Source organism: Serratia sp. DFXYC6 (genome assembly GCF_057196085.1).
In genome coordinates this window covers 713,193-728,772 of sequence record NZ_JBXUNV010000001.1, presented here as the reverse complement: position 1 = coordinate 728,772, position 15,580 = coordinate 713,193, and the positions used below count along the sequence as shown (strand labels likewise).

Here is a 15,580-nt window from a genome sequence, read left to right as displayed (position 1 = left end):
GGTTACTCCGCCACCTGATGCACCACGTCGATCACCGAACCGTCGCGGTAGCGCACCACCGCCACCACCTTGTCGGTAAAAGCGATCGGCTGCGGTTCACCGGTCAGCTGCAGCGCGCGGGCGCGCAGCCAGTCGATGCTCACCACCTCGAGTCCGGCCTCCCGCAGGCGCTGCGCCAGCTCCGGCCGCGCCGGGTTGACGGCGATGCCGTGGTCGGTCACCAGAATGTCGATGCTGGAGCCCGGCGTGACGCAGGTAGTCACCTGCTCCACCAGCGTCGGGATGCGCCCGCGCACCAACGGCGCGACGATGATCGCCAGCCGCGCGGCGGCGGCGGTGTCGCAGTGGCCGCCGGACGCGCCGCGCAGCACGCCGTCGGAGCCGGTCAGCACGTTAACGTTGAAGCCGGTGTCGATTTCCAGCGCGCTCAGCACCACCACGTCGAGCCGATCGACCGAGGCGCCCTTGGAGCTGAAGTTGGCGTACTGGTTGGCGCTGATTTCGATATGGCGCGGGTTGCGCGCCAGCGAGGTCGCCGCCGCCCGATCGAAGCTCTGCACGTCCAGCAGCTTGCCGATCAGCCCTTTCTCGTGCAGATCCACCATGGTCGAGGTGATGCCGCCGAGGGCGAACGCGGCGCGAATGCCGCGGGCGCGCATCTTGTCCTCCAGGAACCGGGTCACCGCCAGCGAGGCACCGCCGGTGCCGGTTTGCAGCGAAAACCCTTCGGTGAAGTAGCCTGAACCGGCGATCACCTCGGCGGCGCGGCGGGCGATCAGCAGCTCGCGCGGGTTCGAGGTCATGCGCGTGGCGTCGGCGCCGATCTTGTCGGCGTCGCCCACCCGCTCCAGCTGCACGATCAGATCCACCCGATCCTGCGCCAGGCTGGCGGGATGATGCGGATACGGCACCAGCTGCTCGGTCAGCAGCACCACGGTGCCCGCCGCCTCGGCGTCCACCCGCGCATAGCCGAGCGAGCCGCAGCAGGCTTCACCGCTGTAGCCGTTGGCGTTGCCGAACTCATCGCAGGCCGGCACGCCGAGGAAGGCCACGTCTATCTTCAGCTCGCCGGATTCGATCAGGTTGACCCGGCCGCCGTGCGAATGAATTTGCACCGGCTCCGCCAGCAGCCCGCGCGAAACGGCGTCCGCCAGCGAGCCGCGCAGCCCGGAAGTGTAAATGCGGCTCACCACGCCGTGGCGGATATGCTCAACCAACGGCGCGTGGCAATCGGTCAGCGAACTGGAGGCCAGCGTCAGGTTGCGGAACCCCATCGCCGCCAGCGTCTCCATCACCTGATTGAGCGTCAAATCACCACCGCGAAACGCATGGTGGAAGGAAATGGTCATGCCGTCCTGCAGCCCGCTGCGGCGCACCGCTTCCTGCAAGGAGTCGCACAGCTTGAGATCGCGCGGTTTGCGCGCCTGCAGGTTGGCTTTGGAAACGTCCTGATAGCCCGGCAGATCCGCCGGGTTGGCGAAGGTCATCAATCGTTGTTGGCGGTTCATCATGCTTCCTCCCCGTGCTGCGCCGGTTCTTCCCGTAAGCCGGACAGCGCGGCGCGCTCCAGCACCAGCCGGGCGCGTTCAATCACCGGGCTGTCGACCATTTTTCCGTTCAGCGACACCACGCCGCGCCCCTCCCGCTCCGCCGCTTCGGCGGCGTCCACCACCCGCTGCGCGTGCGTCACCTCTTTGGCGGTCGGCGCGTACAGGTTGTGCAGCAGCTCAATCTGGCGCGGGTTGATCAGCGATTTGCCGTCGAAGCCGAGCTGTTTGATCAGCGCCGCCTCCTGCAGGAAACCGGCCTCGTTGTTGGCGTCGGAGTAGACGGTGTCGAACGCCTGAATGCCGGCGGCGCGCGCCGCCTGCAGCAGCGAGCAGCGGGCGAACAGCAGCTCGATGCCTTCCGGCGAGCGTTCGGTGCGCAGGTTGCGTACATAGTCTTCCGCCCCCAGCGCGATGCCGATAAGACGCGGTGAAGCGTGCGCGATCGCCACCGCGTTGGTGATGCCCTGCGCCGATTCGATCGCCGCCAGCAGCCCGGTGCTGCCGACCGGCCGGCCGCAGGCCGCTTCGATGGCGGCAATCTCGCGCTCCATGTCGATAACGTCCTGCGCGCTGTCGGTCTTCGGCAGGCGCACGATGTCCGCGCCGCCGCGCACCACCGCCTGCAGGTCCGCCAGACCGTAGGCGGAGTCGAGCGCATTGACGCGCACGATGGTTTCCACCTCCTGGTATAGCGGGTGCTGCAGCGCGTGGTACACCAGCCGGCGCGCCGCGTCTTTTTCACGCAGGATCACCGAGTCTTCCAGGTCGAACATCAGCGCATCGGCCTGATAGATAAAGGCGTTGCTGACCATCGCCGCGTTGGCGCCGGGGACGAACAACATGCTGCGGCGCAGCCGGGTTTTATTCAGCGTTTTCATCTTTCGCCTCCCACGGCAGTTGGCCACCCTCGCAGGCGCGCATCAGCGCGGTTTCCAGCCGGGCGCGCAGCACGCAGTCCAGCGCCCCTTTGTCGTCGACGATCACCTGCACCGGCTCCACCTCATAACGCTGCAGCACTTCCAGCAGGGTGCGACGGATCGCCGCGCCGAACTGTTTTTCCACGCTGCTGGCGATCAGCAGATCGTGCTGCGGCCCCTCGGCGGGCGCGATGCGCACCATGACATCGCTGGATTCCAGCGTGCCGGCCATTGCTTCTCGGATAATTTTCATCATTCACCTGATTGTGCGGACTCAAAAGGATGCGGGGCCGCCTTGGCCCGGCGCTGCGTTTGCAGATCCTGCAGGTAGTACAGGGTGTCCGGCGGCACCAGCGGCGCGGCGGCGTGGAAGTCCCCCGCCGCCAGCAGCTTGCGCACCCAGGAGGCGGAGATCGCCGTGCCCTGATATTGCAAACGCTCGATTTCCACCAGCGCGATCGGCGGGCTGGGCAGCGCCGGCGTTTCCAGCCAGTAGCGCATGTCGCGGTTGTATTTCGCGGTCACCGCGCAGAACGGCTCGTTGCCGACGAAGCGGTGCGTAATGCCCAGCGCGGGCGCCAGATACTGGCGGAAGATCTTCAGATCGATTTCGGTGTAACAGTCGTCGGCCACGCCCTGGTCCTTGATGAAGTAACAGGGGAAGGTGGCGCGCGAGATCACGTACTGCGAGCCTTCGTGTACCGTGAGGTTGGGGATGTCGGCAGTGCCGGCCAGCACCAGCCGGCGCCGGTCTTCATAGCTGAAGCGCGAGGTATTTTCCTTCACCAGAAACAGGTGCAGCCAGTCGCAGCGCTTGGCCGCCTGACGCACCAGATACTGGTGCCCGCGGGTAAAGGGGTTGGCATTCATCACGATGCTGCCGATGGTGTCGCCCGGCCGGCGCTGGCTCGCCAGTTGGGCGGCGTAGCGTTTCAGGCGGCACGGGCTGTTTTCCATCAGCACCACGATGCCCGGCACGGTGGCAATCGGGTAGAAACCGCACTGGCGAAACAGCGGCTCGTTCTGCACCTTGGTGTAGATAAACAGCTGGGTGTGATGGCGCTCATAGGCCAGGTTCACCAGCTCGGTCGCCAGCGCCAGCGCCAAGCCTTCGCCGCGCATCAGCGGGCTGATGGCGACGCATTTGATAATATTGTCGGCGATGCCGCCGCAGGCGACCAATTTGTCGTGCTGGGTAACGGTAATAAATATTTCAACCGTGGTATCGATATTCAGATCGTTACTGCGCAAGAAGGCGCTTATTTCTGAAATCGCTTTATGATCCGATCGCTTTACCCGATTAAATACGGCATCGCCTAACATAACACGCTCTCTGGGTTAACTGGCAAACAACAAATGAAATACAAAAATGCATTTTAATTAACATCGGAAATGGCAATTAAAACCTTAAAAACCATGAAGATAAAATCACCCTCTCGTTCAATAAACCCATGGTAAGCAGAAAAAAAACGCGGATTATTGACCTATTTCACAAACCGATCCCGGTTAATAAGTTATTTAATGTTCTTTATTTTCTTAATTAATCTTATGGTGTTTATTATTGAGATAATCTTTATTTGGCGCCGCAATTCACTTACATTCACTTAGCATTTTTATTGCAATTACGGGTCGCACTATGGAATGGCTGAACATCCTGATCGTTGAAGACGAAACGCCGCTGGCGGAGATGCACGCGGAGTTTATCCGCCAGAACGGCGGCTGCCGCCAGATTTGGCTGGCCGGCACGCTGGCGCAGGCGCGCGCCATGACCGAACGCTTCAAGCCGGACCTGATCCTGCTGGACAACTTTCTGCCCGACGGCCAGGGCATCACCCTGCTGCGCGAACTGACGCTGAGCGGGTATCGCGGCGGCATCGTGTTCATCACCGCCGCCAGCGACATGGCTACCGTGGCCGAGGCGTTGCGCTACGGCGTGTTCGACTACCTGATCAAACCGCTGGCCTATGACCGGCTGAGCCAGACGCTGCAGCGCTTCAGCCAGCGCCGCGAAGCGTTGAAGGACAAAGCGCGCCTTAACCAGCGCCGCATCGACGAGATGTTCAACACCTACGCCCGCGGCGAACAGCAGGCGGCGCTGCCCGCCGGCATCGACGAGCTGACGCTCGGCAAGGTCCGCGCGCTGTTCGCCGAGCCCGCCGCGCGCCACACCGCTGAAAGCGTTGCGCAAAAAATGGGGCTCAGCCGCACCACCGCGCGCCGTTATCTGGAGTTTTGCACCGCCGCGCAGCAGCTGCGCGCCGAGATCATTTACGGCAAGGTGGGCCGCCCACAGCGGATCTACCGCGCTGGCGAGCCGCATTAGCGGTTATTTGATCGCCCTTGCAAGGTTGCGTGTAACCGCTTTACTTTTTATGCGCCGGTCAGCATCTTGGTGAGCATCACCTAGCCGACTGGACGATCGCCGATGCCCGCTGAACCCCTAGCTTCCCTGTCCGAGATCCTCGCCCGCCGTGACTGGCAAAACCCGGCCTGCACCCACTACCGCCGGCTGGACGCCCACCCGCCGTTCGCCAGCTGGCGCACGGTGGAAGACGCGCGCGACGATGCCCCCAGCGCCAGCCGCCGGTCGCTGAACGGCGAGTGGCGTTTCAGCTACTTCCCGCGCCCAGAGGCGGCGCCGGAAGGCTGGCTGCAGCAAGATCTGCCGGACGCCGCCCCGCTGGCGGTGCCGGGCAACTGGCAGCTCGCCGGCTACGACGCGCCGATCTACACCAACGTGCGCTACCCGTTCCCGGTCGATCCGCCACGCGTGCCGGAAGACAACCCCACCGGCTGCTACTCGCGCACCTTCAACGTCGATCCGGCCTGGTTGGCCGCCGGCCAGACGCGCGTCATCTTCGACGGCGTCAACTCGGCGTTCTATTTATGGTGCAACGGCCACTGGGTCGGCTATTCGCAGGACAGCCGCCTGCCGGCGGAGTTCGATCTCAGCCCGTGGCTGCAGCCGGGTGAAAACCGGCTGGCGGTGATGGTGCTACGCTGGTGCGACGGCAGCTATCTCGAAGATCAGGACATGTGGCGCATGAGCGGCATCTTCCGCGACGTCAGCCTGCTGCACAAACCCGCCGCGCACCTGAGCGATGTGCGCATCACCACCCCGCTGCATGACGGCTTTACCTGCGGCGAACTGGTGGTGACGGCGCGCGCCAGCCGGCCCGGCCCGCTGCAGGTGCAGGTGCAGGTGCAGCTGTGGCGCGATGGTGCACGGGTGGCCGAGCGCACCCAGCCGCTCGGCGGCGAGATCGTGGACGAACGCGGCGCCTATGACGATCGCGTCACGCTGCGCCTGCCGGTGGAACGCCCGGCGCTGTGGAGCGCCGAAACGCCCGCGCTGTATCGCGCCACCGTCGCCCTGCTCTCCCCCAAGGGGGAGATTATCGAGGTGGAAGCCTATGACGTCGGCTTCCGCCAGGTGGAAATCAGCGGCGGGCTGTTGAAGCTTAACGGGCAGCCGCTGCTGATCCGCGGCGTTAACCGCCACGAGCATCATCCGCGCCACGGCCAGGTGATGGACGAAGCGACGATGCGCCACGACATCCTGCTGATGAAGCAGCACAACTTCAACGCGGTGCGCTGCTCGCATTATCCCAACCACCCGCTGTGGTATCGGCTGTGCGATCGCTACGGGCTGTACGTGGTGGACGAAGCCAATATCGAGACCCACGGCATGCAGCCGATGAACCGGCTGGCTGACGATCCGCTGTGGCTGCCGGCGATGAGCGAGCGCGTCACCCGCATGGTGCAGCGCGATCGCAACCACCCTTGCATCATTATCTGGTCGCTGGGCAACGAGTCCGGCCACGGCGTGAACCACGACGCGCTGTACTGCTGGGTGAAAAGCCAGGATCCGACCCGCCCGGTGCAATATGAAGGCGGCGGCGCCGACACCGCCGCCACCGACATCATCTGCCCGATGTACGCGCGAGTGGATCAGGATCAGCCGTTCCCGGCGGTGCCCAAATGGGCGATCGGCAAGTGGATCGGCCTGCCGGAGGAGCCGCGCCCGCTGATCCTGTGCGAATACGCCCACGCGATGGGCAACAGTTTCGGCGGTTTCGAGCGCTACTGGCGCGCGTTCCATGCACATCCGCGCCTGCAGGGCGGCTTTGTCTGGGACTGGGTCGATCAGGCGCTGATCAAGCGTGACGAGCGCGGCGAGGAATTTTGGGCCTACGGCGGCGACTTCGGCGACACCCCCAACGATCGCCAGTTCTGCCTGAACGGGCTGGTGTTCGCGGATCGCACCCCGCACCCGGCGCTGTTCGAAGCGCAGCGGGCGCAGCAGCTGTTCCGCTTCGCCTTCGACGCCGCCTCGCTGACGCTGACCGTCACCAGCGATTACCTGTTCCGCCACACCGACAACGAACAGCTCAACTGGCGGCTGGAGCTGGACGGCGTGGAGCGCGCCAGCGGCAGCCTCGATCTGACATTGCCGCCACAGGGCAGCGCCCGCTTTACCCTGCTCGACCGCCTGCCGATGCTGCATCAGCCCGGCGAGCTGTGGCTGAACGTGGAGGTGGTGCAACCGCAGGCCACCGACTGGTCCGAAGCGCACCACCGCTGCGCCTGGGATCAGTGGCGGGTGCCACGCGCGCTGCATCCCGCGCCGCCGCCGGCGCAGGGCGTGCCGCCCACGCTGATTGAAGACGATCAGGGGCTGACCCTCACCCACGGCGACCAGCGTTGGCGCTTCGAGCGCAGCAGCGGCCACCTGACGCAGTGGTGGCAGAATGAGCAGCCGCAGTTGCTGGCGCCACTGCGCGACGGCTTTGCGCGTGCGCCGATCGATAACGACATCGGCGTCAGCGAGGCGGACCATATCGATCCCAACGCCTGGGTCGAACGCTGGAAGCTGGCGGGCCTGTACCGGCTGGAGGAGCGCTGCACGCGGCTGCAGGCCGATGCGCTGCAAAACGGCGTGCGGGTGGTGGGCGAACACCAGTTCGGCGTGGACGGGCAGATTTTGCTGATTAGCCGCAAGCAGTGGCTGTTCGACGCGCTGGGCGCGGTGAGCGTGAACGTGGAGGTCGAGGTGGCCGACGCCCTGCCGCCGCCGGCGCGCATCGGCCTGAACTGCCAACTGGCGACGGTGCAGCCGCAGGCGGAATGGCTGGGTCTGGGCCCGCACGAGAACTACCCGGATCGCCGCCTGGCCGCGCAGCACGGGCGCTGGCGCCTGCCGCTGGCGGATCTGCACACGCCGTATATTTTCCCCGGCGAGAACGGCCTGCGCTGCGACACCCGCAGCCTGCGCTACGGCGGCTGGCGCATCGACGGCCGCTTCCACTTCTCGCTCAGCCGCTACGGCCTGCAACAGCTGATGGCCTGCAGCCACCAGCATCTGCTGCAGCCGGAAGCAGGCACCTGGCTGCACCTGGACGGCTTCCACATGGGGGTGGGCGGCGACGACTCCTGGAGCCCGAGCGTGCACCGGGATTACCTGCTCACCGCCGGCGTTTACCGCTATCAACTGCGCCTGCAACGGGCGCCCGAGGGCTAAATCTGCCAAAAAACTCAACGGGTTGCGCATTCTGTAAGCAAACAGTCACAGAATGTGTAATCCGCCTTTGACATGCCGACGGCGCCTCGCTATTATTCGCCCCGTTCCAACGATTCCTCTGTAGTTCAGTCGGTAGAACGGCGGACTGTTAATCCGTATGTCACTGGTTCGAGTCCAGTCAGAGGAGCCATATTTAGAGAAGCCCGCTCAGGGAAACCTGAGCGGGCTTTTTGCTGTTGGGCGGCTATGCTCGAGTATCCCCGACACTCTCTACCCGAAACCGGTCAGCCATCCGTTGAACGGGTAAGTTTCTCCCATTGTTCAATTTCCTGACCTAACGCCTCGAGCTTTTGCCGCACCAAACTTAATGCGTCACTGCCTAACAACAGATGCGTGGGTGGGTTCCGGCTCTCAATCACTGCCAGCATGGCGTGAGCCGCCTTAATCGGATCGCCGAGTTGCTTACCGCTTTTTTCCTGACGCGCCTGACGAACAGGTTCAAATAACGCGTCATAGTCCGGGAGACGGCGAGGGCTGCGCACCATTGAACGCCCGGCCCAGTCCGTTCGAAACGAGCCGGGCGCTACTGCGGTCACGTAGATGTTGAACGGGTCAAGCTCTTTACTTAACGTTTCTGATATCCCTTCCAGTGCAAATTTGCTGCCACAGTAATAGCTGATACCGGGCAAGGTAATGAAGCTGCCCATTGAGGTAATATTGATAATGTGGCCGCGACGGCGCTGGCGCATGCCCGGTAGCACGGCTTTGATCATCGCCACCGCGCCAAACACATTGACGTCAAACTGGCGGCGCAGCTCTGCAAGCGGGGACTCTTCCAGAATGCCTTCGTGGCCGTAACCGGCATTGTTCACCAGCACATCTATCGGACCGACGGCGGACTCAATCTCTCCAACCACCTCATCAATACGCTCAACGTCCGTGACATCAAGCAGATAGCCAAAAGCCCGCTGCGTATCGAGCGCGCCGAAAGCCTGCAGTGCTTCGCTGTTGCGCACCGTCCCTACAACCCGATGTCCTACGGCGAGGGCTTCCCGCGCCAGCGCCTGGCCAAAGCCACTGCTGACGCCGGTGATTAAAATCGTTTTTGCAGATGCCATAAAAAGAACTCCCATGAACCATGAAGGTTGCATGGTATTCTCTGCTCTGCCGCATTTTTAGGCCGTATCTTCTCTTTTTATTGCCTGATTTTATGAGGTGGTGGGATGTCCGACATGATTGCCCTGATGAATAGACTTGCGGTGCAAGAGGGATACAACCTCACTGCCCTACCTGATGTGCGAATTTTGCGTTCCGATCGCCCGCTTGCCAGAACGCCGGTGCTTTACGATCCGGGGATCGTGATTGTCTGCCAGGGCAGCAAACGCGGTTATTTCGGTCAACAAACCTATTTATATGATGAGCAGCACTACCTGGCGGTTTCGGTGCCGGTGCCGTTTGTGATGGAAACCGACGCGTCGGCAGCACATCCGCTGCTGGCGATTTATATGCATCTGGATTTTCAGCTTGCCGCTGAACTGATGTTGCAGATTGAACAGCATGGCGCCCCGCATCCTCCCGTCGCACCGCAAAGCATGATGTCGAGCCCGATGGACGACAGGGTAAAAATGGCCGTTCTTCGCTTACTTGACGTCCTGACCAACCCGCTTGAGGCGGCGATCCTCGGCCCGGCGCGGGTGCGTGAGCTTTATTTTCGCGTGCTGACAGGCGCACAGGGCAACGCAATGCGTGCCGCTCTGGCCTTGCAGGGCCAGTTTGGCAAAATCGGTAAAGCGTTGCAGCACATCCATGCAGCTTACGCGGAGCCGTTAACGCTGACGCAGCTGGCGATGAGGGCCGGCATGAGCGTGCCGACCTTTCATAGCCATTTCAAAGCGATAACGCAGATGCCGCCGATGCAGTATGTGAAATCGGTACGCCTGCACCAGGCACGGATGCTGATGGTGCGCCAACAAATCACCGCCGCCGCCGCGAGTTACGCCGTTGGCTATGAAAGCCCATCGCAATTTAATCGAGAATTCAAACGTCTGTTTGGCCTACCACCGGCAGAGGAGATAAAACGCATGCAGCGTCACTTCGCCATTCCGCCCGCGCAGCCTGCCTCGGTATTTGTTTCATCGCACTGAGGCTTATGTGGTCAGGCGAACGATAGTCCGCTTCTGGCGCCAGGCGGATCGGCACTTGGGGAGAAAGTCCGCTATGAGCGAGAGCGGACATCAAAGTATTAAAGCAAAGAACAACATCTTCAGGTAATAAATAAATTTGACTGAAATAACGTACTTACCGACCCGAAGGCCGGTCATTGTTAACACGGATAACGGTTACCATGCGTAGGCTTCAGGGGCTTCCCCACCCGGTCCCGGCCAGATGGTATCCAGTCTTTTGAGCGTATCGCCTGAAAGGGACAACGTCAGGGCATTGAGATTCTGACGGAGCTGTTCAGCTGTGCGCGGACCACTGAGCACAGCGGTAACCACGGGGTTCTGCAACAGCCAGGCCAACGCCACGTCTGAGGGCGCCTCCCCCAGCTCATCACACAGCGTTTCCCAGGCCTCCAGTTGCGACCGCAAGCGATTGATTTGTGCCTGCAGCTGCGGTGTTGCCCGGCGGCCATCGGCAATTTTTTTCAGCACGCCACCCAGCATCCCCATCCCGACCGGGCTCCAGGGGATCAGGCCAATGCCGTAATGGCGCAGTGCCGGAATGACTTCAAGCTCAACCGTGCGCTGGGTCAGGTTGTAAAGGCTCTGTTCCGATGCCAGCCCCAGCAGGTTGCGCGCATCAGCCGTGCACTGTGCGGTGGCAATATCCCAGCCGGCAAAGTTACTGCTGCCCACGTAGCTGATTTTACCCTCACGGATCAGCTGTTCCATGGCCTGCCAGATTTCCTCCCAGGGGGTGTTCCGGTCGATATGGTGCATCTGGTAGAGATCGATATGGTCCGTTTTCAGTCTTTTCAGACTGGCCTCACAGGCCCGGCGAATATGGTAAGCGGACAGATATTTGTCATTCGGGCCCGTATCCATCGGCTGGTAAACTTTCGTGGCCAGCACGATTCGGTCACGCAGGCCACTGCGCGCCAACCAGTTACCGATGATTTCTTCGGATGTCCCGTACCCCTTTGCCATATCCGGTGACTGCGGTCCGCCATAGACGTCAGCGGTATCGAAAAAGTTGATACCCGCATCCACGGCTTCATCCATGATCCTGAAGCTGGCCGGCTCATCCGTCAGCTCACCGAAATTCATGGTACCGAGACCGATGCGGCTCACCCGCAGGCCGGTACGACCCAGATGTTTATAGTTCATGTCAGATGCTCCTTAACTGAACGTGTTATTGCAGGTTCTTACGGAAAAAGTCTGTCAGTTTGTCAAAAGGGATCACGTCGGTACGATCATAGAGATCGACATGCCCTGCGCCCGGTACGACATAAAGCTCTTTAGGCTGACCGGCGCGTTTGAATGCATCCTCGCTGAACTCTTTTGAGTGAGCCCGATCGCCGGTGATAAACAGCATCGGACGCGGTGAAATGGTTTCAATATCGTTGAACGGATAGAAGTTCATAAACTTGCCGATACTGCTCAACATCGGTTTCGTCGTCAGTGCTTCTTTCTCACCCTTCGGGGTGTAACCACCGCGTTCGGTGCGGTAGAAATCGAAAAACTCACGCTGAATATCCGGCGTTGAAGCGTCCAGTGTATTCACGGTACCGGGAATGTAGGCCGTCTCGCCTCCCTGAAACTCTGCTAAACGCTGCTCTGTGGCTGACCGGATAAAGGCCTTTCGTTGTTCCGGCGTCTGGGAATGGTTGAGGCCGTTGCGAAATGCAGCCCCCATGTCATACATGCTGACGGTGGCAATGGCTTTCATACGCGGGTCAATCTTGGCAGTACTGATAACAAAACTTCCGCTGCCGCAGATACCTAATACACCGATGCTATCCGGATCAACAAACGGCTGTGTGCTTAGATAATCAACCGCCGCGCTGAAATCATCTGTGTAGATTTCCGGTGAAATCAGGTGCCCCGGTTTGCCCTCGCTTTCTCCCCAGAAAGAGAGATCGATAGCCAGCGTGACAAACCCCTGCTCCGCCAGCTTCTGCGCATAAAGATTCGAACTCTGTTCCTTAACGGCTCCCATCGGGTGACCAACGACGATCGCCGGGTGTCGGGTATTCTGGTTCATCTTTTTCGGGATAAACAGGTTGCCGACCACGGCCATCTGATACTGGTTTTTAAAGGTGACTTTTTGCTGCGTCACCTTATCGCTTTTATAAAAATTATCGGCCCCACGGGACATATCCGCCGCAGAGGAAGCAAATGCACTGATCAACAGCCCCAGCGCTAACGTAAATTTTTTCATGATGGTCTCCTTATCATTAAGCCAGGGTGGCGTTATCCGAATGGCAGACGCCGCAGAACGCGAAATCAATCTGCACATCACGGGCGCCGGAGGCGCGACGGGTGATATCCATCGGCTCCAGCGGCAGTGTGCCCGCATGGGCACCGTAAGCTTTACCTGTCATGACATAACTCCAGGGTTTATGAATGGTCTCTGGCAGAGGTGTCTGCGCGTGAGGTCAGGAAAATCAGCCCGGCCGCGATAAGCAGCATCGTGACGCTGGCCAAGAAAGTGCTCTGGTAGCCGTGGTGATCGAAAAGCAGCCCCCCTACCGTTGAACCTAGCGCAATGGATAACTGGACCATTGCCACCATCAGCCCGCCGCCGGCTTCGGCATTCTGCGGAAAGATACGCGGTACCCAGGCCCACCACCCCACCGGCGCACCGGTAGAAATCAGCCCCCACAACCCGAGCAGCACCATCACGATGGCCACCTGACTGCCAAAAGCGATCAGTGCCAGCGCGGTGATGGCCATCAGCACCGGAATGGCTATCAGGGTCGAGTAGAAGCCGCGTTTCAGCACTCTGCCAATCAGCGTGGTGCCGATGAAACCCGCGACACCGATAACCAGCAGGATTAGGGTGACCACTGAAGCATCCACCTTCGTCACCGTTTCAAGGAAAGGCCTGATGTAGGTAAAGAGCGTGAACTGCCCCATAAAGAAGATGCCGACGCCCAGCATGCCTAACGTGACCACTCGACGGCGAAACAGCGTGAAGACATTGCTGGCACCGTTACTCTGCCGGGTGACCTGCATGGAGGGCAGGCTGAACAACTGCCAGATAAACGCGGCGATCGCGACCGGCACCAGACAAAAGAAGGCCCCGCGCCAGCCGATCACCGAACCGAGCCAACTGCCCAAAGGGGCCGCGATGACCGTGGCCAGTGCATTGCCGCTGTTAAAAATGGCCAACGCCAGCGGAACTCGGTGCACCGGAACCAAACGCATCGCCGTGGCTGCCGACATCGACCAGAACCCGCCGACTACGATGCCAATCAGAGCCCTGCCCGCCATATAAGTCAGGTAATTGGGTGCCATCGCAATAACAGCACCGGAAATTGCCATCATGCAGGTCAGGCCGAGCAGCAGCGTTTTCCGGTTAAGCGTGCCTGCCAGCACGGAAATAAACAGGCTGGTTACCACTGCAAATGCCCCGGAAATGGCGATGCCCTGTCCGGCCATGCCTTCGGTGACACGAAGGGTCTGCGCCATCGGTGTCAGCAGGCTGACCGGCATGAATTCGGAGGCGATCAGGGCGAAGACGCACAGCGTCATGGCAAAGACACCACTCCAGTGCGCAGGCTGTTTCCCGCTTCCGGTGTTTTTTTTTCTGTTTTCGTCTGTCTTATTACTCATTCAGGGATTTCTTTTCAGTAGATAACATGAAGTCTGTGCCCCGGAGCCTTCAGCGCTGCAGGAAGAGCTGAAACGGCATACGGAGACGGGATAAGGGGGATAATCGCGGTACGGAAGGTGCTGCGGGTCAGTTGGCGACCCTGACCTGCACCGCAAGAGGTCCGTGGCGCTGCAGGATCGGCAGTCCGGAATCCACTTTCCCTAACGGGATCAGTGAACGGGCGTAAGCCCTGCCCTGGGCAAAAATCGCCAGGTTGCCCCAGGGCGCGTAGTAAGTGATATCTCCGGCTTCCGGCGTCATGCCGTCCGGTGCCTGCACCGTGGAAAGCCTGCGCGGCAGGTCGCTTATACGCTCAATATCGTCATAGTCTTCCAGCGTCAGGCTGAGGGGAAGCAAAGACGCAAAGTCCCGGCCTGTCGGCGTATCAAAGAGGGTGGCGGTGGCGGTTTCTCCCTCCACAATGATCTCAATTTTCATAAGCGTCTCCTGCGCCACTCCCCGGTCGTTGTCACCCGCCATAGCGGACTGCGTGACGAAAAGCAGGCCGGCAAGGAGCAGCAGTGATGTTCTGCAGTAAGCGTTTTGCATAAGGGTTAGCGTTGACTTTTTCATCGCATTATTGTTACCAATATGCAGCGGGTTAACTAGCTAATGAATACTTAATACCCTTATAAGTAAAATTTATAAATGGACCGGAAACGAGCATGGCCAGACGCAATCTCAACGACTTACTCTCTTTCGTCACCGTGGCGCGTGAGGGCAGCTTTACGCGCGCTGCCGCCCAGCTCGGCGTGACCCAGCCCGCACTGAGCCAGGCGATTTCCGGGCTGGAAGAACGGATGCAAATCCGCCTGCTGACGCGAACCACGCGCAGCGTGTCAGTGACCGCCGCCGGGGAACGCCTGCTGCAGTCTGTGGGCCATCGTATTGATGAGATTGAAGCCGAGCTGGACATGCTGACGGCACTGCGTGATAAACCTGCGGGGACCGTCCGTATTACATGTGGACCTAATGTTCTGAAGACCACGCTGCTGCCAAAGCTGACACCACTGTTACGCGAATATCCTGATATTCATATTGAGTTTGATGCCAACCACGGGTTCCGGGATATCGTGGCGGACCGTTTTGATGCCGGCGTGCGGCTCGGAGACACTATCGACAAAGATATGATAGCCGTACCCATTGGCCCGAAACTGCGCATGGCGGCTGTAGCTTCCCCTGAGTATTTTGCCCGGTGCGCCGCCCCTCAGACGCCACGCGATCTGATGCAACACTGCTGTATTAATGAGCGCATGGTTCAATCGGGGAAAATTTACGCCTGGGAGTTTGAGCAGGAAAACGGTAAATTTCACGTTCGGGTTGAAGGGCAAATGACGTTTAACACATCGGAACACGTCGTTGACGCAGCTCTGGCCGGACTGGGCATTGCCTTTTTACCTGAAGAGGAGTTCGGCACACATCTGCAGGAAGGAAAACTGATCCGCGTGCTTGAAGAATGGTGCCGTCCTTTTCCCGGCTACTATCTTTATTATCCCAGCCGTAAACAGCCTTCCCCAGCGTTTTCACTCGTTGTGGATGCGTTGCGTATTAACCGGAAAATTTAACGCTGAATTATCGAGCCAATATTTCAAGAACGGACGTGAACGTCCGCTTCTGGCACGCAACGGACAGGCTACGTGGTCATTGGGTCTGCTTTGAGCGAAGTGCAGACTTCGGCGTCAGCAAAATTACGCTCAGTTGACAAAGCTATATGATATAATTTTATCATGCTGAATCGGCGGATAATTCGGTAGAATAGTACTAAGTATGCGTTA

The 15,580-nt window shown here is 60.2% G+C and carries 13 protein-coding genes, 1 tRNA gene and 1 pseudogene; 5 read left to right on the top strand and 10 right to left on the bottom strand.

Features of this window, described 5'->3' with window-relative positions; all coding sequences use genetic code 11:
* Positions 1-2: 2 nt before the first annotated feature.
* From citF to citC, 4 genes are read right to left on the bottom strand one after another with little or no spacing between them, the layout of a single operon-like run.
* On the bottom strand, positions 3-1,508 hold the full coding sequence (gene citF, locus AC2CGQ_RS03605; protein WP_484593713.1) for a citrate lyase subunit alpha: 1,506 nt from the start codon (positions 1,506-1,508) through the stop codon (positions 3-5).
* A complete protein-coding gene (gene citE, locus AC2CGQ_RS03600) occupies positions 1,508-2,428 on the bottom strand; it encodes a citrate (pro-3S)-lyase subunit beta (RefSeq protein WP_015378441.1) in 921 nt (306 codons plus the stop codon). The genes citF and citE overlap by 1 nt, the downstream gene beginning before the upstream one ends.
* Positions 2,412-2,720, bottom strand: a complete 309-nt coding sequence (gene citD / locus AC2CGQ_RS03595) for a citrate lyase acyl carrier protein (RefSeq protein ID WP_004940811.1) — start codon at positions 2,718-2,720, stop codon at positions 2,412-2,414. The genes citE and citD overlap by 17 nt, the downstream gene beginning before the upstream one ends.
* Positions 2,720-3,790 (bottom strand): [citrate (pro-3S)-lyase] ligase, encoded by a 1,071-nt coding sequence (gene citC / locus AC2CGQ_RS03590; RefSeq protein ID WP_004940809.1) that lies wholly within the window; start codon positions 3,788-3,790, stop codon positions 2,720-2,722. The genes citD and citC overlap by 1 nt, the downstream gene beginning before the upstream one ends.
* A 313-nt stretch (positions 3,791-4,103) precedes the next feature.
* Here citC and dpiA point away from each other — a divergent pair, with 313 nt between their 5' ends.
* The 3 genes from dpiA to AC2CGQ_RS03575 all read left to right on the top strand — a co-directional run bounded on the left by dpiA (position 4,104) and on the right by AC2CGQ_RS03575 (position 8,178).
* Positions 4,104-4,790: a two-component response regulator DpiA gene (gene dpiA / locus AC2CGQ_RS03585; RefSeq protein ID WP_021505854.1), complete on the top strand. Its 687-nt coding sequence runs from the start codon at positions 4,104-4,106 to the stop codon at positions 4,788-4,790.
* Positions 4,791-4,892: 102 nt separating this feature from the next.
* The gene (locus AC2CGQ_RS03580) at positions 4,893-7,988 is read left to right on the top strand and encodes a beta-galactosidase (RefSeq protein WP_484593483.1); all 3,096 of its coding nucleotides are present in this window, start codon (positions 4,893-4,895) and stop codon (positions 7,986-7,988) included.
* Between the two features lie 114 nt (positions 7,989-8,102).
* Positions 8,103-8,178 (top strand) — tRNA-Asn (locus AC2CGQ_RS03575).
* Positions 8,179-8,272: 94 nt separating this feature from the next.
* Here the strand turns inward: AC2CGQ_RS03575 and AC2CGQ_RS03570 are convergent.
* The gene (locus AC2CGQ_RS03570; RefSeq protein WP_004928681.1) at positions 8,273-9,106 is read right to left on the bottom strand and encodes an oxidoreductase; all 834 of its coding nucleotides are present in this window, start codon (positions 9,104-9,106) and stop codon (positions 8,273-8,275) included.
* A gap of 105 nt (positions 9,107-9,211) precedes the next feature.
* Here AC2CGQ_RS03570 and AC2CGQ_RS03565 point away from each other — a divergent pair, with 105 nt between their 5' ends.
* Positions 9,212-10,132, top strand: a complete 921-nt coding sequence (locus tag AC2CGQ_RS03565) for an AraC family transcriptional regulator (RefSeq protein ID WP_033645505.1) — start codon at positions 9,212-9,214, stop codon at positions 10,130-10,132.
* A gap of 195 nt (positions 10,133-10,327) precedes the next feature.
* On the opposite strand, the gene AC2CGQ_RS03560 is transcribed toward AC2CGQ_RS03565, so the two are convergent.
* The 5 genes and pseudogenes from AC2CGQ_RS03560 to AC2CGQ_RS03540 all read right to left on the bottom strand — a co-directional run bounded on the left by AC2CGQ_RS03560 (position 10,328) and on the right by AC2CGQ_RS03540 (position 14,243).
* Positions 10,328-11,314, bottom strand: a complete 987-nt coding sequence (locus AC2CGQ_RS03560) for an aldo/keto reductase (RefSeq protein WP_099982759.1) — start codon at positions 11,312-11,314, stop codon at positions 10,328-10,330.
* A 25-nt stretch (positions 11,315-11,339) separates the two neighbouring features.
* A complete protein-coding gene (locus AC2CGQ_RS03555) occupies positions 11,340-12,368 on the bottom strand; it encodes an alpha/beta hydrolase (RefSeq protein WP_484593482.1) in 1,029 nt (342 codons plus the stop codon).
* A gap of 34 nt (positions 12,369-12,402) precedes the next feature.
* Positions 12,403-12,531, bottom strand: a pseudogene (locus AC2CGQ_RS03550) (alcohol dehydrogenase); the annotation flags it as partial.
* 16 nt (positions 12,532-12,547) lie between these two features.
* Positions 12,548-13,765 (bottom strand): MFS transporter, encoded by a 1,218-nt coding sequence (locus tag AC2CGQ_RS03545; protein WP_071591411.1) that lies wholly within the window; start codon positions 13,763-13,765, stop codon positions 12,548-12,550.
* A gap of 127 nt (positions 13,766-13,892) precedes the next feature.
* Positions 13,893-14,243 carry a cyclophilin-like fold protein gene (locus AC2CGQ_RS03540; protein ID WP_437410701.1) on the bottom strand — a complete coding sequence of 117 codons (351 nt, stop codon included), beginning with the start codon at positions 14,241-14,243 and terminating at the stop codon, positions 13,893-13,895.
* 227 nt (positions 14,244-14,470) lie between these two features.
* Here AC2CGQ_RS03540 and AC2CGQ_RS03535 point away from each other — a divergent pair, with 227 nt between their 5' ends.
* Positions 14,471-15,370: a LysR family transcriptional regulator gene (locus AC2CGQ_RS03535; RefSeq protein ID WP_004928662.1), complete on the top strand. Its 900-nt coding sequence runs from the start codon at positions 14,471-14,473 to the stop codon at positions 15,368-15,370.
* The last annotated feature ends 210 nt before the right edge of the window (positions 15,371-15,580 follow it).

What these genes read in the sequence shown, in the direction of transcription:
- citF (WP_484593713.1), bottom strand. Translation starts at nt 1,508, where the DNA reads ATGAACCGCCAACAACGATTGATGACCTTCGCCAACCCGGCGGATCTG.
- citE (WP_015378441.1), bottom strand. Translation starts at nt 2,428, where the DNA reads ATGAAAACGCTGAATAAAACCCGGCTGCGCCGCAGCATGTTGTTCGTC.
- citD (WP_004940811.1), bottom strand. Translation starts at nt 2,720, where the DNA reads ATGAAAATTATCCGAGAAGCAATGGCCGGCACGCTGGAATCCAGCGAT.
- citC (WP_004940809.1), bottom strand. Translation starts at nt 3,790, where the DNA reads ATGTTAGGCGATGCCGTATTTAATCGGGTAAAGCGATCGGATCATAAA.
- dpiA (WP_021505854.1), top strand. Translation starts at nt 4,104, where the DNA reads ATGGAATGGCTGAACATCCTGATCGTTGAAGACGAAACGCCGCTGGCG.
- AC2CGQ_RS03580 (WP_484593483.1), top strand. Translation starts at nt 4,893, where the DNA reads ATGCCCGCTGAACCCCTAGCTTCCCTGTCCGAGATCCTCGCCCGCCGT.
- AC2CGQ_RS03570 (WP_004928681.1), bottom strand. Translation starts at nt 9,106, where the DNA reads ATGGCATCTGCAAAAACGATTTTAATCACCGGCGTCAGCAGTGGCTTT.
- AC2CGQ_RS03565 (WP_033645505.1), top strand. Translation starts at nt 9,212, where the DNA reads ATGTCCGACATGATTGCCCTGATGAATAGACTTGCGGTGCAAGAGGGA.
- AC2CGQ_RS03560 (WP_099982759.1), bottom strand. Translation starts at nt 11,314, where the DNA reads ATGAACTATAAACATCTGGGTCGTACCGGCCTGCGGGTGAGCCGCATC.
- AC2CGQ_RS03555 (WP_484593482.1), bottom strand. Translation starts at nt 12,368, where the DNA reads ATGAAAAAATTTACGTTAGCGCTGGGGCTGTTGATCAGTGCATTTGCT.
- AC2CGQ_RS03545 (WP_071591411.1), bottom strand. Translation starts at nt 13,765, where the DNA reads ATGAGTAATAAGACAGACGAAAACAGAAAAAAAAACACCGGAAGCGGG.
- AC2CGQ_RS03540 (WP_437410701.1), bottom strand. Translation starts at nt 14,243, where the DNA reads ATGAAAATTGAGATCATTGTGGAGGGAGAAACCGCCACCGCCACCCTC.
- AC2CGQ_RS03535 (WP_004928662.1), top strand. Translation starts at nt 14,471, where the DNA reads ATGGCCAGACGCAATCTCAACGACTTACTCTCTTTCGTCACCGTGGCG.